Origin of the sequence: Nocardia sp. NPDC019395 (assembly GCF_040632335.1) — a bacterium.
Taxonomy (GTDB): Bacteria; Actinomycetota; Actinomycetes; order Mycobacteriales; family Mycobacteriaceae; genus Nocardia.
The window spans coordinates 100,157-125,791 of record NZ_JBEYBT010000003.1 but is presented as its reverse complement, the minus strand read 5'-3'; the positions used below and the strand labels follow the sequence as shown (position 1 = coordinate 125,791).

7 protein-coding genes are annotated in these 25,635 nt (G+C 63.9%); 1 reads left to right on the top strand and 6 read right to left on the bottom strand.

Features of this window, described 5'->3' with window-relative positions:
* The first annotated feature begins 348 nt into the window (after positions 1-348).
* Positions 349-5,640 (top strand): AAA domain-containing protein, encoded by a 5,292-nt coding sequence (locus ABZ827_RS11675; protein WP_357236096.1) that lies wholly within the window; start codon positions 349-351, stop codon positions 5,638-5,640.
* 6 nt (positions 5,641-5,646) lie between these two features.
* Here the strand turns inward: ABZ827_RS11675 and ABZ827_RS11670 are convergent, their stop codons facing one another.
* The 6 genes from ABZ827_RS11670 to ABZ827_RS11645 form a co-directional block, all read right to left on the bottom strand.
* On the bottom strand, positions 5,647-8,166 hold the full coding sequence (locus tag ABZ827_RS11670) for a DEAD/DEAH box helicase (protein ID WP_357236094.1): 2,520 nt from the start codon (positions 8,164-8,166) through the stop codon (positions 5,647-5,649).
* Between the two features lie 173 nt (positions 8,167-8,339).
* Positions 8,340-9,230, bottom strand: coding sequence for a serine/threonine-protein kinase (locus ABZ827_RS11665; RefSeq protein ID WP_357236092.1), 891 nt, complete (start codon positions 9,228-9,230; stop codon positions 8,340-8,342).
* Positions 9,227-11,329 carry a UvrD-helicase domain-containing protein gene (locus tag ABZ827_RS11660; protein WP_357236090.1) on the bottom strand — a complete coding sequence of 701 codons (2,103 nt, stop codon included), beginning with the start codon at positions 11,327-11,329 and terminating at the stop codon, positions 9,227-9,229. Before ABZ827_RS11660 ends, ABZ827_RS11665 begins: the two co-directional genes overlap by 4 nt.
* Complete coding sequence (locus tag ABZ827_RS11655; RefSeq protein WP_357236088.1) at positions 11,326-17,742, bottom strand: DEAD/DEAH box helicase; 6,417 nt, start codon at positions 17,740-17,742, stop codon at positions 11,326-11,328. Before ABZ827_RS11655 ends, ABZ827_RS11660 begins: the two co-directional genes overlap by 4 nt.
* On the bottom strand, positions 17,739-22,847 hold the full coding sequence (locus ABZ827_RS11650; RefSeq protein ID WP_357236086.1) for a hypothetical protein: 5,109 nt from the start codon (positions 22,845-22,847) through the stop codon (positions 17,739-17,741). The genes ABZ827_RS11655 and ABZ827_RS11650 overlap by 4 nt, the downstream gene beginning before the upstream one ends.
* The gene (locus tag ABZ827_RS11645) at positions 22,844-25,627 is read right to left on the bottom strand and encodes a DEAD/DEAH box helicase (RefSeq protein ID WP_357236084.1); all 2,784 of its coding nucleotides are present in this window, start codon (positions 25,625-25,627) and stop codon (positions 22,844-22,846) included. Before ABZ827_RS11645 ends, ABZ827_RS11650 begins: the two co-directional genes overlap by 4 nt.
* Between the last annotated feature and the right edge of the window lie 8 nt (positions 25,628-25,635).

The window sequence follows — 25,635 nt, the reverse complement described above, 5'->3', positions numbered from 1 at the left end:
GGAATGCGCATTCAGTGAAGGAACCCGTCAGCGGGCGAGCACGGACACTGTTCCGTCGCCGTTGACCACGTAGATGATGTGCGCGACCGGGTCGACCGCAATCAGGCCCAGTGCATGACCGACCGGCAGTGTGGCAACGACGGTGCTGGTGGCGCGGGAATCGTCCTAACTCCGCGGCTCGCAATGCCGCCCCGACGCGAGTACGACAGGGGACCAGCCTCAGCGGTCTGACGAACACTATCGGGACGTCCTCCTCCAGCAGTTCGATAACGCCCTGGACACACCAGTAGCAGAGAGGAACCGGCGAACGATAACGTTCGGATGTCGGGTTGTTGTTGGAGGGTTTGAATGAAGAACCACTCGGGTAAGGGCGGCGACCCTGCGGATCGGGGAGCCCGGCTCTTCGAATTCCTGGCGCGTGCGCAGAGCATCGGCGCGCGGCGGGTCACGAATCTCGAAGCTTACCGACGCGACGGTACCGTCATCTGGCTCGGTGAGGTACCCGAACACCCGGCCGTCGTCTATCGCCCCGAGGTCGAGGCCGGCCCATTCTTGAGCGTGGGGAAAGTGGTTGTCACGCCACCTCCGGAACCTAACGAGAACGTCCGTCCCTGGTTGTTTTCGTCTACGTTCGACGATTGCGCGGTACCGCCCGAGATCAGGGAGCTGCGGACGGTCTTCGACGACGACGGAGAGGAAAGCGAACTCTGCCTTTCCGGCGATCCCGAGCTGACCGAGCAGGTCGACGCCTGGCTAGCCGAGTGGCGGCTGTGGTCGGCATCCGCCCGCCAGGACGTCGAGGCGTTGCGGCTGTACCGGGATGTGTACGACATGTACACCCAACTGGGTGCCGCGTCCGAAACGCTGGAGGCGGTTGTGGGTCTGGGCTTGCTGGACTGGCACCGTCAGGGCGGGGAGATTCGCCGACACCTGCTCACGATGGGAGTCATGGTCGAGTTCGATACCCGGACAGGGGCGGTCACCGTCTCCCGCGAGCGTGGGATTTACTGCCTTGCAGTCGAACTGGCGGATATCCTCGATATCTCCGAGCTCGGGGCGGCCCAGGATCTGAGGGCTGCCGAAGAACTAGCGCGCGGGGGTATCGACCCCTTCGATCGTGACGACGTCGGAGAGCTCGTACGCATGCTGATCAACTGTGTGCATCCACAAGCGCTCTATACCGAAGACCCTGAGATAACTCCGCGCGGAACGTTTCCGGTGGCCTCTTTCTCCCCGGCATTGATTCTGCGCCGTCGCGGAAAACGCGGGCTGGTCAAAGCCCTGGAAGGGATCGCCACACGGATCCGCGACACCGGTGACCTGCCTGCGGGAATCCACAACCTGGTGGACCCCGGCGCCGAGCGCGATACCACACCGGACTTGTCCGAGGGAGCGATCGTCCGCCACGGACGGGACAGCTTCCTCCCGCTACCCCTCAACGAAGTCCAGTTGCGAATTCTGGACAATGTGGACGCGAATGCACACACGATCGTGCAGGGACCACCGGGCACCGGCAAGACCCATACCGCCGCGGCACTGATCACCCATCTACTGGCCCAGGGCAAACGGGTACTGGTCACGGCCCATACCGACCGTGCCCTGGTGGAGGTGCGCGACAAGATCCCCGCGGAGATCAGACCGCTGTGTGTTTCGGTTGTCGGTACCTCACGTGACGACTTCGCCGATCTCCAGGTGGCGGTCAACGGTATTTCGCAGGCGGCGGACGATCACGATCCGGATCATGCGGGCACCGAGATCGCTGCGGCCCAGCGCCGGGTCACGATGTTGTGTGCGCGGCGCACAGCAGTCCTGGACAAACTGGTCCGGCTCCGCGAACAAGAGGTCCTCGTGCACGAGGTGCGGGGCTACAGTGGCACGCTGACCGAGCTCGTCCTGCGGCACCGTGAGCAGCTACCGGTCCACGGTTGGATCGCCGGCCTGGCACGGCCGGATATCGCCGACTCGCTGCTGATCTCCGGTGCCGAGGCCGCCGAGTGGCGGGACCTGCTACTCGACGAAGCGCTGCGCGATCCGGAGGCTGCGCACACCGATGATCTGACCGCGGCGGATCTCCCCCGTCCCGCAGATTTCGGACGATGGTGTGAAATCGAGGCCGCTGCCGCCGCTCGGGCACGTTCGTTCGATTCGTTCCGGCATACCGAGCTGAAGAAGCAGTTCCAGCGGCTCTCGGGCGAACAACGCGTCATTGTCCGGTCGGCTCTGCATCAGGTGCAGACCGTGGCGAGCGGATTGGCCAACAGGCACGAGCAGTGGATTATCGACGCGGTCCGCGATATCCGGTCAGGCCGCGGCGCCGAATGGCACACCCGTGCCGCGAAAATCGCTGACCTCATCACCGAGATTGCCGAAATCGAGCGGAATCTGGGCCATACCGAGGTCACGACGACCAGTGCCGATCTCGGGATACTCGCTACCATCGCGAGCAATCTGCAGGAGCACATCGCGGCCAAGGGCCCGATCAAGGTCGGCGTCGACGGCGCACCGAAAAACGGTTTCATGACGCCGAAGGTGATCAAGGACGCAGCTCCTCTGTTCGAGAATGTCAAGGTCGACCGGAGGATCCCGACCACACCGGAGCATCTCGAGAAGATCATTCATTTCGAGCGAGCCACCAGATTGCTCGATCTTCTCGACAAACAATGGCCGGAGAGTACAGAGGTTTCGCGCGAGGACACGGTGGGCGAACGGCTCGAGTGGCACCGCACCGAACATCAGCAACTGCGCCGAGTGCTCGACTTCGCCGCACAGCTGGCGCAGGTCGCGGACACCCTGCAGAGTCTCGGCCTTCCCGCGCCGGATTGGGCTGCGGAGCATGAGCTCCAGCGGTTCCTGAAGACCATCGAATCACTTGCAGCCGAGGAAAGCTGGCGTGACGCGAGCGCACCCATTCACGGACTCGAATCCCGGGTCGGCGACGAATGCGATCGAAACCCGGACGCCGTCAGCCCGATGGCACTGCGGACTGCCGTCCGGCGACGCGACGCCGCCGGTTACTCGAAGGCGTATCACAGGCTGGTCCACCTGCACGAATTGCGTCACAGGTTGCGCCGCCGCCGGCAACTGGCCGAACAGATGGCCGAGTTCCCGGGATTGCGCGACGCCATCCTCGAACAGCTCGAGGATCCGCACTGGCCGCAACGATTGGAACAGCTGGCCCAGGCATGGGACTGGGCGATCCTCGACCGCTGGCTCGCGGACAGCTCCGGCGAATACCTCAACGAACTGTGCCGCGAACTCGACGCGATCGAAGATGCGCTGCGCGGAGAGGCCACCCTCCTGGCCCGGACCCGGGCGTGGAACCGGGCCGTGGCCTCGGACCGTCTCACCGCTAGTCGGAAGACATATCTGCGCCAATATGCGCAGCTGAGCAAGCGCCTCGGAAAAGGCACCGGTAAATATGCCGATGACCAGCGGGCCGGCATCCGCAAAGCGCTGGAACGGTGCCGGTCGGCCGTCCCGGTGTGGATCATGCCGATCTATCGCGTGGTCGAGCAGTTCGATATCGAGCAGGACATGTTCGATGTAGTCGTTGTCGACGAAGCGTCCCAGGCCGGGCTGGAGTCGGTATTCCTTCAGTACCTCGCGCCGCGGATAGTCGTGATCGGTGACGACAAGCAGGTTTCCCCGGCAGGCGTCGGTATCGACCAGTCGGAAATGCGCGGCCTCGCCGAACAGTATCTCGGCGACGACGAACTCAAGGATTCCTGGGTTGATACGAAGCGGAGCCTTTTCGACGAGGCCGTTATGAGGTTCCAGTCCCGCTTGACCCTCATCGAGCATCGGCGGTGTGTTCCGGAGATCATCGGGTTCTCCAACAAGATCGCCTACGAGCCCGACAACGTCCGCTTGGTTCCGGTGCGCCTGCTCGGCAGCGACCGGCTCCCACCCATCAGGACCGTCCTGGTAACCGACGGTCGCTCGACCGAGAGCAATATCAACGACGCGGAAGCAGAGCTCATCGTTGCCAGAATCGAGGAATGCCTGGCGGACCCTCGGTACGACAACATGACCTTCGGCGTGATTTCGCTGCTGGGCACGCGACAGGCCAAGCACATCTGGCAGAAGCTGGTGCGGCGCATCGAACCGGACGAACTGAACCGTCGCCAGTTGCGGTGTGGCGACGCTGCCGATTTCCAGGGCGCCGAGCGCAACGTGGTCTTCCTCTCCATGGTCAAGTCCGGTGACCGGCTCACGGCGCAGACCCGGGACGACACGCTGCAGCGCTACAACGTCGCCGTCTCGCGAGCCCGGGATCAGGTCTGGCTGTTCCATTCGGTCACCCTCGACCAGTTGACGAATCCAGAGGACCTCCGTTTCCGTTTGCTCGAGTACTGCCTCGAGGCGCAGCGCGGGTCGGCGGTGGCCGAGGCCGCCCCAGAGCCGGTACCCGAGGATGTGCTCGTCGCACCGTTCGAATCCCTCTTCGAACAACGCGTTTTCAACCGGATAGTGGCGCGCGGATACCGGGTGGAACCGCATTTCGATGCCACCGGCTACGACATCGACCTGGTAGTTATCGGGCGCAAGACCATGGTCGCCATCCAGTGCGACGGCGACCAGTGGCAGGGCACCGAGGAATTTCACCGCGATCTCGCCCGCCAGCGCGACCTCGAACGCTGCGATTGGCCGTTTCATCGGATACGGCAGTCCGCTTTCACCGCCGACCCCGAGCGCTGTCTGCAGCCCCTGTGGCAGCTACTCGAAGATGTCGGGCTGGAAGCCGACGGCGAACTTCCGGCACCGGAGGCTGGACCGCTGACTGCCTCGGCAGCCGAGCTGAGCGGGCCGGCCCCGGCCGATGTCGTTATCGATGCGGATCCCGAATCCATTTCCGCCACCTTGGCGCAAATGGAGGCAGAGTTCGCCGGGACGATCGCCGACGAACCGTATCCGGAGCCGGTGCTACCCGATCCGGTCGTTCCCGCGGTAACGGCGGACGCCGGAGAGAGTCTCGGTCCGAATGATGTGAGCGCGGCGGTCGCCGTCGATATTGCCGTTGTGGAGACCTCGGACATCGACGATTCGGCTCTCCGGCCGGCCGTCACCGTCGGTACGGGGACCGCCCTCGTCACCAGCCCACTCCCGCCGCGAGACCAGCGGACAGTAGCGCCCTACGAGGTGTTCCGGGCGGTGCTGAGCAGCCCGTCGACGGCCCCGGACCGGACCATCCTCGAGAGCCTGGTCGCAATCGTCGCGACCGAGGGTCCGGTTACGGAGTCACGGTTACGCTCCGTGTACACGCGTTCGGCGCACACCCGGCAGACCCCGCGTATCCGCGCCAAACTCGACAAGGCCCTCGACGCCGCGGTCCGCAGCGGCACGCTGCGCGTCGACAATCCGCTCGACCTTCCCGATCCCACCTACCGCACCTACCGGACCCCGGACCAGCCGTTGTCGCGCTGGCGCCTGCTCGGCCCGCGGGGTATCGATCAGGTTCCGGTGCAGGAACTCGCGGAGATCATGGCCAATTGTTCGCGTGAGCACGGCTGGGACGATCCGGAACGCCTGATGCGCGCGACTCTCGAGGCGCTGGATCAATCCCTGCTCACCGACAAGGCCGTGGCAGCCCTCGCTCTGGTCCTGCCATGGGCGAAGCTCATCGCCGACGACGACACCTGAACCGGTTCACCGGCCCGCAGTCCGAACGAGTTCCAGCACGGTGACACCTCGCAGCATCGCGAGAATTTGAATCAGTCGTGGCAGTGGGATCCGGACCGGTCCGAGTTTCTGGACCAGCTCCGTGAACTCCCACAGCGGGTCCGGTGAGCGAACGGCCCATTCGATCACCGCGTCGAGGGCATAGCGCCGGTCCCGCAGCAGGCCACCGCATTCGGTGCCGAGCAGCACCATATCGCCGGAATCGGGCGTGGCTTGCCCCGCGATACCATGGCGGCGGGTGGCGGCCAGCGCGCGTGACCGAATCGCCTGCATGTTCCCGACTCCCAGCGCGTCACCGATTTCCCGAAGGGTGGCCACGCCGTCCAATCCGGTAAGGGCCGCCTTGATTTCCGCGGAACTCGAGGCGCTGCTTATCGACACTGCCGGCAAACGAGACCCGTCGCGCACAGCCGACCCAGCAGCATCCTCGAGTTCCTCGGCAGAAACTGAACCTCCGGCCTGGGTGTACTCGGCACCGGTATTCGACGTCTCCGTTGCACTGTCAGCATCGACCGAGGCACGCGCGGTGTCGTCGGCAGCACCACCGGAAGGCACCTTCACAGTATCTGCGGCGACGGCACCATCAGTCCGGATATTCGGCTCGGCGAACACCGGGCGTGCCGGCTGCCTGGGTGGTGGTGGCAGAAACACCGGTTTCGCGCTTCCCGCAGGTTCGGGGAGAGCCGAATCCACGGTTATCGCACTGAACAGTGGTCCTGCTGTCTCGGTACCCGGAGCCGTCACATCTCCCGCGCCATCGCTCGACAGGCTTGTCCCCTCCTGCGGCTGCGGCGGGGTCTGAGCCGGTGGCGGCACGGGCACTGCGATGGATCGCCGCATGGCGGCTGGTGAGGGCCCCGCCGACGACAACCACTTGCGCAGCGTCGGAGCAAGTTCTTCCGCGACCACCTGTCGGGTCTCGGTGGCGATACCGGTGAGTTCGCCCAGAAAGGTGTCGTGAGCTCCGGTTGCCGGATCCTCCGGGGTCCCCCGCACGAAGGTCAGGACGAATACCGCGGTGCGGCCGTCGGCTTTCGGACGGATGACCCGTCCCATCCGCTGGATCATCTGCCGGCGAGTCCGGCTCGCCGCCAGCACAATACCCAGTTGCGCGTCGGGAACGTCCACGCCTTCGTCCAGTACGCGCGGCGCGGCCAGTGCCCGCAACCGCTGCGCACGGAACTCGGTCATGATCTCCTCGCGCTCGGCGGGCCGCAGACCGCTGCGCAGCACACCGGTGGGCACTCCGGATTCGCTGAAGACCTGGGCGACTTGTCCCGCAGTCGCCGAGCGCTCGGTGAACACGATGGACTGGGTCCGGCCGAGAACCGGCGCCGGCAGTTCTCGCATCAGGTCGAGTTTGGCCCGGCATTCGGCGAGTACCGCACGACGCTCGTCGAAATTCTTCAAGTACTTGTTGGCGTGCCGCGCCGCACTACCGCGGTCCTTCGCGAGTTGTTGTACGTACGCCATGAATTCGCCGAACGGCTCTTCCGGCGCACCGTAGGTGTCGACGAGTGTGGTGCGTTCCCGGCGGACCAGATCGTCGGCCAGCTCGAACCGGGCACGCTCTCGGGGCGAGAAGTCCACCCCGACGAGAGCCACCTTCACCGGCGCGAGAATCCCGTCGGCCTGCGCCCGCAGATAGTTGCACCCCGCCACCAGATGCTCGAAATAGGGCAGCAACGTCTGTTCGACCGCGTCGTCGGACCGTTCCAGCGTGGCGGTCAACCCGAGCCGCCACTCGAAATCGCCGGTCAGGGCCTTGGCATAGGAATTGGCTCCGTATCGATGGACCTCATCGGCGATCAGCAGGGCATTGCCGGGTTCGAAGCCGAGACCGAAACGTTTGGTGCCGGCCGCGGTCTGCACCGTCACGACCAGAATGTCCCATCGCCCCGCGCCCGGATCCGCGGTGCCACCACCCATTCGTTCGATACGCGCCGACGGCAGCGCCTCCCGCAACGCGCGGTACCACTGACTCTGCAGATCCACTCCGGGTACCAGCACGACGGCCTGACGGCGTTGTCGCAACGCGTGCGCCGCGGCCCACAAACCGACCGCGGTCTTGCCCGACCCCGTAACGGCCTCCACGACACTGCGGTGCCCGTTTCGGGTCCAGTTGACCAGCGCCTCCCGCTGCCACGCTCGCAGCGGCGGACCCGAGTACTCGATCGACGGTTCGGGGTGGGCCGACGAACCGGACTCCTGCTCGGCTCCGGCGCCGCCTGCGGCCGGGTCCACCGACTCGCCGGGCGTGGTGATCTCCCATGATTCGACCGTTGCGGTCGCGTCTTCGCGGATCGCCCAGATCGGGGGTTGCTCGGGCCCGAGGATCTCGAAGACCGTGCGCTGGGAATAGAGCACGCTGTTGACCAGCCGTGGGGAGATCTCCTCACTTCCGATCCGCGCACTGATCTGCCTCGCCGAGAGATAGGGTTCCGCCAGCAGTACTGACCCGATACGCCGCACTAAGTCATCCCGCACGAGATCACCCTTCCCACACCGACGCGCTCGGCATCAAGATCACCACGACCGGCACGAACCGCCGGAGACGCTGCTCAGTGCATCGAAATCCCCCCGCGAGCAGTTACGCCGACACAACTTGGATGTCAGCTATGGCCGCGGGCGGCTCGATGATCTGCATATCCTCGCGACGCCTACAGCATCCGGGGTATCGCGCCCATGTACAGATGAACGGGGTCGGCGAACATATCGTCGCCCACCCATCCCGGTAACGGAGGGAGGTCCCTACACCACGGAACGAGCAGGTTATGAACGCTGCGACTGTCCGGAGGGCGGTGCTCCGGACGTGCGGAGAGCAGCTGCCGGGTGAGGCCTTCCAGTTCAGCCGGCACCCCATCCATCGGTTCGAGCGCACCCTCCTGCTTTCGTTCCAGGTCTGCGAGTTGGTTGCCCGATGCGAACGGCCGCGAGCCGGTGAGCAGTTCGTAGAGCAGACAACCGATCGAGTAGAGGTCACCCGCTGGAGTCGCGGGGGCGCCTTCGAGCACTTCCGGTGGCATGTAATAGAGCGATCCCGGGAAGTCGCCGAGTTCGGTGATCGTCGAGTAGTCACCAGGCAGCAGAGACGCCGCCGCCCCGAAGTCGATGACCTTGATCAAGCCGCTGGGTGCCAGGACCAGATTTCCCGGTTTCAAGTCCCGGTGCACCAACTGCACCTGGTGCGCGGCGCTCAGCACCGCGCATACCTGCGCAGCGATACATGCCGCCCAGGAAGCCGGTAGCGCGCCGCGCTCACCGAGCAGCAAGTCGACGCTGTCACCCTCCACCAGCTCCATTGCCAGGTACAGCTCGTGGCTGCCGCCGAAATCGTAGACGGCCGGCACTCCGGGATGACGTAGGCGTGCGGTTATCCGGGCCTCCCGGTGGAATCGCCGGCGTGCTTCGGTATCGGCCGCGGAGTCGCGGGAGACCAATTTGACCGCGACCGTGCGGTTGAGGCGCAGATCGGTGGCGGTCCACACCTCCCCCATGCCGCCGCGACCGATAGCGGACGTGATCCGGTAGCGGTCGGCGATCACTGTCACGGTAGGAACCTGCTCTTCTTGCCGTGCCAGGTGATCAGCACGGTGTCGCGGGCGCGGGTGGTGGCCACGAACAGCAGGGACCGGGCGCGTTTGAGCTCCGACCGATATCGCACCGGATCGGCATGCTTCATTTCGAGTACGCGTTTGGCGGGCACGAGACTGTCGGCCACGCCTGCCAAAATCATGCGCTGATATTCGAGACCCTTGAACCTGTGCATGGTGCCCACGTGCACCGAGGCGTCGATCTCACGCGGACCGTCAGGGCCGATAACGGTGGCATGGATATCGTCACGTCCCAGTCGTTTCACCACCTCGCCGACCATCCACCGCTCCGGCACCGCGACCGCGACCGAGCTGGTGGGCCAGGCCTCGATCACCTCGGTGAGTCCGTCGAGTTCAGCTTCCCAGGTCGGGTGGTGCCGCAGCACCGGATTCCCGCCGCGGAGCACGGAGCGGAACCCAGTGAGGTCGTCGCTGCCTTCGTCGAGATCGTCCCAGTCCTCCTCGCCGAGCAGTGCGGAAGCGAGCCCGAGGATTTCGTGGGTGGTGCGGTAGCTCAAGGTGAGCTTGGCCGAGCGTCCGCGGATGTTGACGCCCAGCTGTCCGAGCGAGACATACTGACCGTAGAGCCGCTGGTGCGTGTCACCGGCGATGAAGAGATCATTGGTGCCTTCGGCGACCATCGCGCGCAGCAGGCGCCAATGCGTGGGGTCGAGGTCCTGGGCCTCGTCGACCACGATATGCCGATAACGCCGGGGAGCGCCGCTATCGCTTTGCACTCGGTCGCTTTCCAGCTGGGCAGCTCGTTCGGAAACCTGCCGGAAGGTCCACATATTCTTTGCGTCGAGCCGCTGCACATACAGCTCGACCAGCCGCCAGATCGCCGCGCGTGCGTCCCGGCCGATGCGCCGTCCACGGCCCGAGCGGCGGGCTTTGAAATACGCGGCGCGGGTGGTGACACCTTGCCCGAGGATCACTTCGGTCCATTCGTCGTGCAGGAATTCGGCATCCCATTCGGCGGTGCCGTCCTCGAGGAGCAGTTCCCGCCATTCCTCGACTGCCTTCGCGTCCGGAATCGCGCTGCGCCTGGCCCCACCGGAAGCCTCCGAGACGACCTGCCCGGCGAGCTTGTCGACAGAAATTATGGCGACCCGGTCCAGAACCTCTGGTCCCGCGAGATCGATGAGCCGCTGGCGCAGGTCGGCGGCAAGGTTGGTGTTGAACGTGGTGAGCAGAACATCTTTTCCACCACCCGGTTCGAGTTCGCGGACCAGCCGGACCACCCGGTGCAAGGCTACAATTGTCTTCCCGGTCCCTGGTCCCCCACTCACCCGCGCGGGTCCCTTGTAATCACGTTCGACGATCTTGCGCTGCGTAGGATGCAGGAACGTCTTCCAGCGCTGGAAATCGCCGCCCTCCAGAACCTCCTGCAGTGCGGTATCGGCAGTGGTCACCGTCGCCGGCCGGGTCAGCGCGGATTGGTAGTCTTCTGTGTCGATCGGGTCGGCAGCCGCGGCGGGTGTGGTGACCTGTTCCATCACCTCTTCGGGTGTCTTTCCGTAGAACAGCTCGAGCAGGACTTCGCCGGTGAGCTGGGGCGCATAGGAGAGGAGGGCCACCAGTTCATCCTCGGTGGTGAGCTTGGCGATCAGCGGCAGCAGCGGCTCGGCCACCCCGAGTTCGAGCAGTGTTTCGGTGGAGTACTTTTCGAACAGTCCTGTCGCCACAGGAGTTTCGGCTGCGGGTTCGGGCACGACGGTCTCCGCGGAGACCAGGTCGACGAATTCGATACCGCCACTGACCGGGTTGATCTGGTAAGAGTACCGGTCGAGGTTGTCGTAAACCTCCTGCCGGGGTTTCACGGCGACGATCACATAGTCCTGGTTACCGGCGTGCAGCAACAGCGCCCGGTAATCGTCGTTGACCCGCGCCGAGAACAGCAGCGAGTGCCCCTTCAGCTGTTTGAATCGCAGCCCCGTGGTGGTGGGATCGTGACGAAATTTGTGCTGGAAATCGTAGATTGCGCCCTTCACCGAGCGGGGCAGCTTCATGATCTCGTCGTACGCTTTGTCGAGCATGCGTAGTGTCGCACCGCTCATCGTTTCCCTCCGATCCGTTCGGCGAGCTCATCAGCCGTCCAGTCCGCCGCGGCACGTACCTCCCAGCCGGCTTCCTTGAAAGCGGCGGCACAAGCGTCCGCTTCCGAGTCAGTGGACAGGACTACGCCGACTTTATCTGCGGCCCAGGCCAATTCTGCCTGCCAAGCCTGTTCTCCGAGTTCGAATCCGACCTCTGGAACCGGGACTGCACGTGCCGCCAGCTCATGCGTCAGCTCGGCTAGACCGGGTTCATCGGGATCGATCAGGTCCAGTTGTTCGCGCCACTCGTCCGGGATATCGCCGCTTGCGGGGACGGGCTCCGGTTCGGAAACCGCATCGGTGGGTGGTGGAGGTGGGGGCAGGGTTCTATCGACCAGATCGTCGTCCAGCGGCTGCAAGCTCAGTGCGGTGAGGATGCCCGGCCCACCTGCCGCAGCCAATGCGTTCGCGTCGAATTCGTCGAGGGCTGATAGGGCCAGCTGGGCGCTGTCGCCGGCCCCGAAGTCCAGGAACTGCAGGAGGTTTCCCCAGTACAGCCAGTTCGCCCAGCGCTTCCTGTGCCCTGTCTGGTCCTCGGTGATCGTGCTGTCGCGATCGTCGAGGACGATCGCCGCGGTCCAGGCCGGAGTGGTTCGCTGATCCAGCACGATGGCGAGATGCCCTGCCGTCACCGTGGCGATCCTCCCGCCGGCGGCAGCGGGAAGTTGCTCACCGCGCAGCGCTGCCCCGAGACGTTCCGCGACGCCGTCGGCATTCGAGAGGCTTTGGGCAGTAGCTGTCTTCACAGCCCCCGCCACTACGGCCTCGGCCCGAGCCAGCCAGCGTTTCTGGTCTGGATCTGCCAGATACTCCAGCAATGTGTCGACCGGATTGGTCCACATTGTGCGCACCAGATCGTCGGGATCGGAGCCGGACCTGGCATAGAGTTCGCGCGCGTAGTTCTGCGCGTTGCCCTGATACGGCGCGACCAGGGGTTCCCGTGATGTATTCGGAGCGAACCGGCGCTGCTCCCACGCCTCGATATCGTTCCAGGTGATCTGGAAAACCAATCCCCGATGCGCCCGCAGTCTCGCCCGTTTCCGTGCGTCGTCGGCGAGCCGGTTGTACGCCGGGGATGCGTGGAATTCGTACCCGTCGAGGTAGATCGAGATCTCCTGAGGCAGGTCATCGATCAACCGGAACACCACATCAGGACGGGTGCCACGAATGGTGTTCTGCAGCAGCATCCTCCAGTGCCGCGATGTTCCGTCCGGCCCGATAAGCCGCAGATCGGCAGTTCGCTTTCCGTTCACCAGTCCGGCCCGCGCCAGAGTGCCGGTAGTGTCGTCGCGGGCCGCCCACTTTTCGAGGCCGTCGAGAAAACGGGCCTCCAGTTCACTTTCCACCTGATCCCACAGCGAGATGTGATCGGTATCGGACACTGCCGCGACCTTCCAGCCCACGAGCAGTTCGTCGAGCATCTCGAGCGCCTCGACCCGGCTCACCTTGTCGTACATATCAGGTCGGTCGTCTGGTACATGCGCCAGCAAACACCGGTGGCATGCAGCTTTGGGTGGATCCTCGTTCTGACAGTCGCAGTCGCGCACGAGATTGCGGGCAGCCTCGAGGACCTCCCGGAATTCCGTCGAGTGGGACAAACGATGCAGGTATCCGGTACCGCCTGGAAGGGCGTCGTGCAGTACCAGAAAGCGCCGCCGCCGGCCCGTGTCGTGATCGGGCATCGTGGCGGTGACGATCTTCAGATGGTCGGGGTCACCGCCGTATTTACGGGCGACTCCGGCCATCAGCGCGGCCTGGAAGGTCGCGGTTTTCTCTTCTGCACGCAGGGTCGCCACCGGCAGCAGGATGCGGAGCGCCTCGGTCTCGAGTTCGTGGGCAAGGATCAGCGCGAGGTAGTCCGCGTCCTTGGCCGAACGCCGGTAGGTGCACCAGGGCCGGTGATGCTTGCGCGCCGGTTCCCAGATCGACGGCGCGACCAGCGCGTTCGACGACGCCGGGGGCGGTCCGTCGACAGTGGTTCCGCCACAGGCCGGGCAGGTGTGGAACGGGTTGAGCCGCACTCCCTCACCGGCGAACCGGTCGGTGGCCGGGCGGTCGTAGCGTGTGGTTCCGAGGTTGAACCGGCGAATCATGGCACGGCGCGTGAAATCGACACCGAATACCGAGGTGGCGTGACGCCAGGAGCCTTCGGCGATATCGGCGGAATCGATATCGACCGCCGCGGCGGTCTCGTAGTAGCGGCGTTTGCGGTCGTCCTGATCATCGCGGATACGGGCGTCGTCGCGGCGGTCATGCGCGGTGACCCGGGTGGGCCGCAGCACCTTGTACAGGGCGCCGACTTCACCGATATCGCGCGCGCGGCATCGCGGGCAGGGCGAGGTGTCCTCGGCTGCCCCGCTCGTGCGGACATACCCGCACTCCGGGCACACCCGCCAGTGCTGCCAGGCCGGCCGGGTCTGCGACCCGACATCGAGCCCGCTCACCGTGTGCTCATAGCCGCGCATATAGAAGGTGTTGTCGGGCGCGAGTTCGGTGAGCGCCGCCTGCGCCGGACGGCGGTACTCACGAACCTCGCTGTGGTAGTTGCGGTCACCGTCTACACCGACATCGTCCCAGGTAATTGTGGCTTCCAAGGTGGTCGAAGAGTCGATGAGCGAATAGTTCGGCAACAACCCGAGTTCGACGAGTGCTCCCTGGGCGTTCTGCCGGCCGACTTCGGCGATCCGCTTGGTCACGGCCCGGCGCTCGGCCTGCATGGACCGTTTCACGATCCGGTTGTCCGCGTCGTCCTGGGAGTTCTCCAGCGCCGTGTCGATTAGCTTGGTTCGTTCGCGCAGATCGGCCAGGCGTTCGTCCCATGCCTGTTCGGCCTGCGTCACGGCCGCGGCAAGACCCGACGCCGCAAACGCGCGCAGGTCGGCCGCGGCGGCATCGTTCACCGTTTCGCCGAAGAGTCCGAGGAAGGCCTCGACAGCGCCGGAGCCAAGCGCGGCGGGAACGAAGCTCGCCAGCCAGCCGGTCGCACCGAACAAGGCCGACGCGCGATGCGGTAGTGGCAATACTCCGGGCAGGCGGCCTCGGGCCGCGAGGTCGACGAGATGCGCGAAGTATTGGCGATGCAGGATTTCCACGGCCGACAGGTAGCTCCCCGGCGGGATGATATCGCCGTCGATCATGGCGAGCGGCTGATCGAGGAAATACAGGTCGCGTGCCCGCCGGCCGACGAGAGTGACCAGGAAGGCGTTTCCGGTACGCCGCCCCGCACGGCCGACCCGCTGCACATAGTTTGCCGGCCCCGGCGGGAGCGAGGCCAGCACCACCGCCGACAGTTCCCCGATATCGATACCGAGTTCGAGCGTGGGTGTGCAGGACAGCACGTTCGGATTGTTGTAGCGCGTTCCGGCCTTGAACTGCTGCTCGACCTGTTCACGCTGAGCCCGGGTGAGCGCGCCGGTGTGTTCGGCAGTCACCACACGGAACGGCGTGCCCAGATACAAGTGACGGTAGTAGTCGTTCCGGTCAAGGAGGCCGCGCACCGCGAGAGTCCCGCCACAGCGGTAGCGGGGGCAGGGCTGCCCGAGCCATTCGTCGAACTGTTCCGGAGGCACGGTCTGTTGCCAGGAGCATCGGTCGCAACCGATACCCGCGGCTTCGACCTCCTCCGGCGCGAGGAACCGAACCCGGACGTGCCCCGGCTGCAACCCGTACAACTGGGTGGCACCGTCGTCGGCGACCCGCTTGGCGATCACCTTCTCCGTCGCGAGCAGTGGTAACAGCCGGGAAAGGAAGTCGCCCGCCTGGCCGCGCCCCAACTTCAGGCAGCGAGTTGCCCAGTCCTGCATCCAGCTCTGATCGGATTCGATACCGTCGAATTCGGAGCCCTTCTTCGCGCGATCCCGGACAAACGTAGGAGCCGACATATCGCGCACAAACGCGGGCATACCGTCCGGGCGGTGGCCCCAGACGGTGCCGAACCGTTTCGTGCCGGCGACGGCAAGCCACCTCTCCAACCATCGGTGTTTGATCGCCCCGCGATAGCGCATCCGCTCGAGCAGGCCGCGTACGAACACGAGATACCGCTCCGGTGATTGCAGCTCGATCTGCCCATTGACCTGCATATGCGCCGCCCGGACCAGCTCCGCTATCGCCAACGGATCCTCCAGAACCACTTCGGCAGCGGCGGTGCCCGTGAGCTCGAGTGTTCGGCCCTGCCGGGACCGCAATCCGAATTCGAGGATGGTCTGGAAGGCCAGCCGCTCCCCGATCAGATCCCAGGCCTGCCCCGTGCCGCTGGTCTCCTCGGCGAGGATGGCGTCGATTTCGGGCAGATCGTGCAGATCGGGTGGCACCACGGCCGGCAGCACCTCGGCCTCGGTGGCCGCCGCCACGATATCCGCGATCAGATCGTGGAGCAGAATCGGCGCCTCCGGGTCGAGGCGGCTGGTGATGAGCCGGCGCAACGAGAAGGCATACGAGCGGTTGGCGACGAAGCCGGCCCGGTGGGCGGCATCCTGTACGGAGTCGTTGAACATCAGCGTTTTCCGCTGTGCCGGCTCGAGCTGATCCCGCGAGAACAACTGGGAAATCGTCACCGACGCAAGACTGGCCAGACCCGCACCGAGGAACCGGATGCCCTGGTCGATACCGCAGGCAGGGCAGCGGTCTTTCTCGGCATTCCGGTTGGATTCCGTACCGGTGCCGACATCACCCAGTACGAACACAGTCTTGTTGTCGTACTTCTCGGCCGGATCGAAGGGCCGCACCCGATCCAGCTCCAGGATCAGCAGCCCCCGCACCGCGGCCGCAACCTCCTGCTCGGTGGCCTTGATGAACGGCCGGACACGCTTGCGCTCCATCCCGACGTTGGAGCGGTAGATCTTGTCCGGGCTCACCATCAGCTCGGCCGGGTCGCGCTCCGGGGAATACGCCGCCCAACCAGACCGACCACAATGCCTGCAGTAGACGGCAGGCAACAACGTCTTGCCGAGCGACTCCATGAGCGAATCATCGTCAAGGACGAGTGGTTCTCCTTCCCATGCGAAAGCCGGCACGGTGTCGACCAGCCGCAGCAGCCGCGACACCGCACGCGCCCAGATATGGCTTTCGATGAGCAGCAACGGCCGGCGAGGATCCTCCGGATCACGCGCCTCCGACAGCAACGCGACGAACCGCGCCAGCGCCACCGCCGCCTTCCGCGGGTTATCCCGAATGGTGGCGCCCCAACTGTAGGCGCCGCGCTTCGGCAGCGATTCCAGGATCTCGGCCATCGTGCGCGGCCGCCCGCGCGGGGGCTGCTCGTTGAGTATCTCCAGAACCGCGTGGGTAAGAATATGCTTGCGCAGCACACTGCCGAGCTCGGCCGGGTTGAGCCCCGACATCCCGGTAACCACTTCGGCGATATCGTTGAGCGCCCCTGGATACCGCAGCGGGTCCGGGCATGCGAACAGCTCTTCCGGAGAGGGTAGCGGCAATGCCAAATCGAGCTCATCGACGAAATCGCCTACCGCGAGGCGGCTCTCCCCGATAACCGACTGCTCGTCGAACGGCACACCGAACACAGTTTCGGCAACTTGCCGAATCACCGCCCCGTCCCCGCCCTCACCGAGCGTCGCCGAGGTGGCGACCGGACAGATATCACCCAGTGGCGCACCCGGCCGCGAATGCCCCGTGGCAGCGGCCAACCGCCGCAACAGCATCGCCACATCGGTGGCCTGAGCACCGTCATAGGTGTGGAATTCGTCCACCACCACGTAGGCGATCCGCGCGTCCTCCCACAACGGCAAATCATCGGCCCGCTGCAACAACAGATCGAGCATCTTGTAGTTGGTGATCAGCACATCGGGCGGATTGCGCCGGATCTCCGACCGCACCGTCATCACCTTCGGATAACCTACCTCCGGGGTATCACCGATATAGAGCGCCGCGGTCACCTGCTCCATCCCGGCCTGCGTGAGCAGTTCATTGATCCGCTGCGCCTGATCGGTGGCGAGGGCATTCATCGGGTAGAGGAAGACGGCCTTTACCCTGTGGTGGCCAGCAGCGCGCTCCCGCCGGCAATGATCAAGTACCGGAATGAGAAACGACTCGGTCTTACCCGAACCGGTGCCGGTGGTGATGAGCGACGGTGCGGCTTTCTTACCGTTGGTGCTCAGCCGCTGCCAAGCCTGGGCCTGGTGCAGGTGAGGAACGAAACCAGTGGGGGTCCACTCGAGTGGGTTCCGCCAGGTCTGCTCATCGACCTTGCGGAACTTGGTGCGGATACGCAGGTAGGGGCCGCGGAAGATGCCCTGCTGGGGATGTTCCAGGAACCGCTCCAGCGCCTCACGCACCGGAAGTTCCGCGAGAGCGAAAGTAGTGGTGAGGTACTGAGTGACGCTCTTCCGAAGCTCTTCAGCCGCCAGCGTGGGTTTCATGCAAGGTTCTCCTCGCTGTCGGGTGTACCTGGAACGGGGTACCCTGCCGCGCGCAGACGCTCGGCAAAGTGGGCGTGGGCCTGGCGGTATTCGGCCTCGCGGTCAGCCTTGTAGAAGGGAGCCGAATAGCCCTCTGGAACTGGACCGTTTATCTCCGTGTCCAGATGGTCCATGAGCTGCTGGAAGTGTGCCTTGGTTTGACCGTGACCATAGGCATTGTAGTTACCGGCAATCTTTCGGCCTCCAGCATCAAACCAAACCTGCGCCTCATAGTCCGATAAGACGGGGTATCGAGCATCGTAGATCGCTATGAGCTGCTCGTCTGTCATGCCGAGCCAAAGGGAGACCAGCGCGTCAATTTCAACGAGAGCAGCTCGTCGAGCGTATTCCGAGCGCAACGGTGTATTGTAGGACCACCTTGGTTCTACAACACCGAGCGAGGGTAGCATTGGCCAATCAATCGCCCACTGCTCCACCCGCCACTCCGGACAATAGAGATCCTGCCAAAGTTCGGAGTAAGCGGTCGTTAGGCAGTTTAGTCTCAGCACCCTGAGAACCAACGCTTGAGCCAGAATATGATGGGGATAAGGCGCGGGCATAGCGTTAGCATCTGTGACGTCTAGATGGCCCTTTCCAGTTATTCGAAGTAGATAGTCAAGCGGAAGAGAAGCCCAGAATCCCGCCACTAACGCGGTTTCCAATCTACTGTTCGTCGCCATCGATCGAACAGCATGAATATGTGCGGGTCCCGGCGGAAGTAAAGCCGCAAAAAGAGATCGCTCTCCATTGAATGGAATCATTTCACGCCATGCAAGACGATAATACTCAGTATAGGGGCGAGGAATGCCTTCGGAGTCGCACCAGACATCCTGCGCGGCACGATATTCCTCAGAGTCACACGCTCGTTCGTAGTTTGTGGCATGTACAGCATCCTGCGCCAATTTGGTCAGATCTTGAGGTCGATCCGAACTCTTGAAATTGGGAGGCTGCTTGGCATATGGTGTCGCACCCAATATATGAGGACCCTGAAGAATTACTTCCTCCAGCGATGACCTAGGACCTGGGCTCCAGCGAATCAAACCAGACTTCTTGCCGTTAGATTCATCGAACCCTCGACTTATTCTTGGATCGAGCTTCGACAGGCGCAGACTACAATGCGAGAGCGCTTCGATAGCCGCCGCCTCTGCGGTGGTGATAGGGTATAGAAGTTGGGTTTCATCAGTGGGGTGTTCTCCACCTCCAAGAAGTCGCTTCCACTCAAAGAGCGCTTCCTCGTTGACATGGATCATGCGCGCACTATGCGGTCGCACGTCCCACTTGCCCTGGTATTTTATTCCGGGCAAAGGCCCGCCACCGTGATGCTCGAACGATCGCAGGATAACGTCAGCGCCGTAGAGGTCCGAGAAGTGAACGAAGTCCACATCTCGACCCTGCCCGTAGACATGCAGGCCAAATTCCTGGGTACGACTGAGGTCTTCAAAGGCCCAGTTTGCAGCATTTATAAATTTTGCATGAACTCTGAGATGGTGGAACGATTGCGCTCGAAGTAGCCCTTCCTTAACGCCACCAAAATGGGAATCTGGATGTATAAGACCCGCAGTTCCCGCCGCACCTAAGTTGTCCCAGATTCTACACATAAATGCCCGGTATAGATCGGGCTGTGTGCCCGAAAGGAGCGGATACGCGACACCACCACCCAGATACTCAACCGACCCAGCCATCAACGCGAGCTCACGCCCCACGAAGGCGAACACCGTATCAGATTTGAGCAGGACATTCTTTCGGTCTGCAAGCTCTTCCACATCAGGCATATCCGCCATAGCAAACCAGGGATCCATTTCGGCGAATATGGGACTTTCTTCCCACCTCGGCCGGAACCATGGAGGGTTTCCTACTTGCAGATCGAACCCGCCTTGCATAAACGCATTGGCAAAATATAGCTCCCAGTGGAAAAACCCATATTGGTCTGCTATCGATTTAACCTCGCTCAGCCATGGAAAACGATCAGCAACCTTAAATTCCGAGTCCATGACCATATCCATCGGCAATTGGTCCTCATACTCTGACAGCGAGTATAGGTCAGTAAAATTGCTGATGAGGGAGTCCTTTGGGGCATCATCTCGGCCCAGTACTGCCTCGGCGAAATCCAACCAGTCGTCGAGGTTCTTCAGGGGTATGACGTCGCGGACCGCTGGGAGTTTGGGTTTGGGTGTGGTTTTTTTCTTCGGGGTGTCTACCTTCGCGTCCGCGAACCCTGCCAACACCATCTGTTCGTTGTCCACATCGAACAGGGATTCCGTCACGAAGACCTGTTCGGACCCGCTCAGCGTGTGAGACCTTGCCGGCTCGGCGGGTATCGGAACGATCGACTCCAGCAGCGAACTCGCGTTGAGCTCATGCTCGTATCGCATATCGCTCCCGTCGAGCAGTCCGGCCTTGTCCAACGGCCAGAACCAGAGCGCGCACCAGGCATCCATCACCTGCTTCAATCGCCAGAACGGCGTTCCGGGTGCGGTGAGGTCCTGGTATACCTTCTCCTTCGGCACCGCGTTGTCCGGCTGCGTGATCCAGTCCGCCCCCCACACGTCGATCTTGCGGCTGATCTCCCGTTCCGAGATCGTGAGCCGCTGAATCACCAGGTCCCACAGGAATTCCACCCGCCGCGACAACCCCCGCAGCCGCTGCATCTGCTTGGAGGGCGTCCCGTTCTTACTCGGCCCGGCGACCCGTTTCTTGATCCCCTTCCGCCAAGCACCCAACTGCGCGGCTTCCTCTGGCGCGAGGGCTTTGGCCTCCTTGGCCCCGGCCACCGCACCCCACCCGTCGGCGGGCAGCAGGAAGTGGTGGATCTTCCCGGGCGGCACCGGCCCAGCGGAGAACGGTAGGTCCTCGGGCGCCTGGGTGAGCCATTGTCCCTTGGTCAACTGGGCCATGTCGTACACCTTGCGCCCGGCGCCAATGAGCGAGTTACCGCGCCGCAGGTGCAGGCCGAACCATGGTGCTTGCAGGCCGGGGTGCATGACATTGAGCCACAGAGAGACCTCGGCCAGTTCCACGGCCGTCTCGTTCAGGTCCACACCGTACGAGTTGTGCAGCGCGATGTACGCTTTCGTCTTCTGCAGTTCTTCTTCGTACCGTTCGGGGTCGATGTCGCGTCCGAGTTCCCGCTGCCGCCGTTTGAGGTATTCGGCTGCTACCTGGTTAATGGCTTCGTTGAGAAACGCCCCCGAGCCGAGGGCGGGTTCGCAGATCTTCCAGCCCAGGATCTCCTCGGCGGTGGTGGTCGTACCGTCCTGGTCAAGGCGGTATTTCAGGGCGAGCTGGACGGTTACCTTGGTGAGCGATTCAGGGGTGTAGTAGGAGGCGCTGGTTTCCCGGTCGCGGCCGGCGAGGCGGTAGACGAAGGTGCCCTGCGGGTAGCGTTGCTTCTCTTCGAGTTTCGTCCCGTCCTCGTCCTTGCGGTGAACAAAGACCTCTTCCGGATAGTCGTTTTCCTTCGAAGCGGGAATCATCCACGACCCGTCCTTGGGGTCTCCGTTCTTCGCCACCTCGAACAGATCCTCGGTGGCGATGAAGCCGGTATACGACATCAGCCCCTCGTACACCGCGCCGAGCTGGTTGATGCCGAGCTGGGCGTATGAGATGAACCCGCCGCGTTCCTTCCGCCGGCCTTTGGCGAGCATGAGTTTGCGCAGTACCTGATACAGGCAGCCGTTGCGCAGCCGGGTGTCGACGGTGCGGTCCTCGTCGTCATCCAGGGATAGATTCTTGCGGATGAGTGTGATCGCGTCGGGTTCGAACAGGTCCGAACGCATCGGCTCGAACCGCAGCCCCTCCCCTTCGGAGACCACCTCCCCCGTGCGCCGCCGATGCCCGCGGTTCACCAGACGGAACAGCAGATCCAGCGATTCGTACAGGTGCAGGCTGTCGCGTGCCTCCTCACCGGTGAGGTCCCGGATCACGAGGTCGCCGAGGCGAGCGAGGCTGTATCCCTTGCCGTAGTCGGGGTCGTCGGTGGGCAAGATGCCCAGTTCGGGACGGGCTTCGGCGTACAGGAGGAACAGGATGCGATACAGGTAGCGCAAGGATTCCCGCCCCAGCTCCTTGGCGAGGGTGGCGGGTTCCATGATGTCTTCGGGACGGGCACCTTGTTCGCGGATGCGGGCGAGGACTTCGTTGGCGATGAGTTCGACCGATTTCTTCAGCCCGTCCCGCAGATCCTTCGAGACACCGACCGCATGGTTGCGGGAGTTGCTCAGCAGATCCGCGAGTGGTTCGGCGCCGCCTTCCTCGGGCGGGAGCAAAGAGTCCGCGCCGAAGAGTGCGGCGATTACGGACAGTTCGTCGACATCGTTGCGGCCCAGGGCGATATCGAGGCTCACACCGAGGAAACGCCCCTCCCCCCAGGTGGCGCGGTCGGCGAGTATCACCACGCCGCCTGCGAGGATGAGCACGTAGCGGGGCGGGGTGTCGCCGGCGAACAGCCAGCGGGCGAGTTTGCTACCGGAGGTGATCTCCTCGCGGTTGTCGAGCGGTACCGGGTCCAGCAGGTGGCCGGCCTGTTCTTCGTCGAGGGCAGCATCCACCTCCACCGACCACCCGCACTCGACGGCTATCAAATGCTCGTCCGCATAGGCGACCTGGACGGTGTGTTCGCGGCCCGCACGCTCGACGGTCAGTTCCTGTGGCCGGGCATCGTAGCCGAGTGCGCGCAGCACATCACCGTGCAGTTCGTGGAGCTTCTTGTGCCATTCGCCGGTTTCGGCGGGGGTGAAGGTTTCTCCGTCCAGGCGGCGGGTGTCGAGGTCGGCGAAGTAGGGGCGGTCGGCGAAATACGGTTTGCCGAGCGCGCGCAGGCCCTGGCGCGGGGTCACCCATCCGGGCTTGTCCTCGCTCTCCGAGCCCGGCTCTTCAGCGGACCGGTCTTGTGCACCCTGGCTTGGCCGGTCCTGTTTCGCGCTTTCCTGGTCGAGGCGGTACTGCTTCTCCCGCTCGGTCCAGCGGGCCAGCAGGCCGTCCTTCTTCTTCAAGTCCTTCGGCAACACCTCGGCCAGGTAGTGGGCCGAGAAATAGTCGCCGCGATTGACGAGGGAGTCGAGCCTCACCGCGCTGCCTCCTGCTCCGGAACGAGAACGGCGAGCACCCGCAGCAAGGGTGCGCCGGTGGTCTGCATGGCGTCGAGCAGCCGCTGCTGGCGCTCGACGGTTTCGTCGACGGACTTCCGTTTCCGGGTGAGCTGCCCGGCATCCAGGCCGTCGAGAGTGAGCTGTTCCCAGTCGTGCAATTTGCCGCGGTAGTCGTTCAACGGGGCGACCACTTCGGCGTCGTACTTGCTGCGCTGGTTCTCCAGGTGGGTGCGCGCGAGGGCCACCACTTCCCCGATCTTTTCCTGGAGGGGTGCGAGGTCGAGGGGTCGGCCGGTGTTGGTCATCCCGGGGCCCACGCGTGCCGCCGTCAGCACGTCGGTCATCGCTTCCGGCTTCACCCCCGCGCTGGTCACCGCCATCCACTCCACGACGGTGGGCTGGCCGAGAGTGTTGGAATAGATGCCCTGGATGAGAAACACAGGTTCGTCCACGGCCGCGACGATCACGGGGGCTTTCTGCCGGCCCAGCCGGACCAGCACCTTGTCCGTCACCCACTCCACCAGCGGATGCAGATCCGATAGGTAGGCGATCTCCGGCCACATGGTTTTGGTGTCGCGGGCCTCGGTGAGCTTCCGCTGGGCGAGTTCCCGGTCGAAGGTCACCTTCATCCGGTCTTTGATCTTGTGTTTGCGCAGGTAGTCGGCCGGCAGAGCGGACAGGCGGTGTACGAGGTCCGGCGGCGGCGTGAAGGCGAGCATTTCGCCGTCGTCCTCGAGGTCACCGAGCAGGTCGAGGGAACCGATGGCTTCCTTCACGAATTTCTCGGTGCTCTCGAACAGTCGCGGCACATCGGCCGGCTCCGGGTCTGCGTCCACCGGGTCCACGCCGACCGAACCGAGCAGATCCGCGAGCAGATCGCCCAGGGGTCGTTCCTCCAGGGATTCCTCGACGGTCTTGCCCTCGAGCAGGTCTTGGATGAGTCGCTTCTCCTCGCGCTCCGGACGATACTCACCGGTCACCGCTTCGGCGGTGCCGATACTGCGATGTGCGGCTTCCTCTTTCGCGAGCAGTTTCTCGGCAACTGTTCGATCATCCTTGGCGCCTTCCAGCGACGAGGTGAGGATGAGGGCCTTGAACTGGGGCTGATACTGCTGGCCGTAGCGGTCGATACGCCCGTTTCGCTGTTCGATCCGGATCAAGCTCCACGGCACGTCGTAGTGGATCAGGTGGTGACACTGACGGTGCAGGTTGACGCCCTCGGAGGTGACATCGGTGGTCACCAGGATGCGGACCGGGCTGTCGGAAAGCCCGAAGCGTTCGATGATCTCCTGCTGGGTCGTATCCGACATCCCGTTGCCGAGCAGTTTGTCGACCGCTGCCGTGGGCAGCTTCAGGATGCGGGGAAGCCGGTCGTGCAGCCAGTTGACGGTTTCGATGCTCTCGGAGAACACCACCGCGCGGGTAGCGGAGCGCGGACCTACCCCGATCTCCTTCAACTCCCGCACCAGCGCCGCCAGTTTCGCCGAATCGTCGTCGGTCATCTGCGCGGTCAGTTGCTGCAGAACATTCAGCGCATCGATCTCCCGCTGTTCGGTCGCCGATTTCAACCGGTTCTTCACGGTCTTGGCCAGTGCGTGATGCGAGGATAGGAACTGCTTGAGCAAGGTATAGGGGAACAGGCGGTTCGCCGACCCGACCACCGGGCCGTCCACCCGCTGGTCATCGGCCATCCATACCTCGGTGAGCTCGGCGAAGATCTTCTCCTCCGCCGGGGTAGCGGAACAGCGAATAGGCACCGAGGGGCCGCGGTCCGGCCATTTCGTGCCGATCTGATTGCGGACTTCGGAATCTGTCTTGGTGCGCCGGATATACAGGTTCGCGATATCGCCGGCCTGATAGTTCGAACTGTCCGCGATGGCGGCCGGGTCGAGCATCCGGATCAGCTCGGCAAAGGATTCGCTGTTGCCGTTGTGCGGGGTCGCGCTGGCCAGCAGCAGGGCATCGGTCTGCCGGGCCAGCAACCGGGCCAGTTTGTTACGCAGGCTCTGCTCGCCGATCAGATTGTGTGATTCGTCGATGACGACCGCATCCCACGACATCTTCTCCAGATGCTGACCGTATTTGCCCTCGTTCTTCAGGGTGTCGATCGAGACGATGATCCGCTTGTAGTAGGTGAACGGGTTGCGACCGGCGGGAATATCACGCTGAATACGTTCGATACCCACCGAATCCAAGCGGATCAGCGGGATCGCGAACCGTGTCCACAGTTCGCGCTGGAACTGTTCGAGCACCTGCTGCGGGGTGACCACCAGAATCCGCTCACCCCGGCCCCGACGGATCAGCTCCGCCAGGATGAGGCCGACTTCGAGGGTCTTACCGAGGCCGACCACGTCGGCGAGCAGGATCCGCGGGCGCAGCGCCTGCAGCGCCTTCACGGCCGGGCGCTGCTGATAGACGAGCGGGTCCAGCAGGAATCGGTCGGCCAGCGCCAGACCTTTCTCGGTCTGCGGGAGCGGAGTTCGGCGCAGCACGGCTTCGAGGAAGAGGCGGCTCTTGGCGAAACGCCTCGTCTCGTCCTGCTCGAGGATCGTGTCCTCGGGACGCAGCAGGCTGATATTGCGATCGAGGTCGGTGAAGAACACCGCCTCTTCGTCGCGCACGAACTCCGAGGCACCCACAGCGGTGATCCGGTAATCGTCTGCCTCACCATCGCGATCGAGTTTCGCGCAGGTCCGGACGATCCACTCCGCGTCGCGAACCTCGATCCGGGCGCCGGGAGGGAAAGGGGTTGTGGTCACTGTTTCCA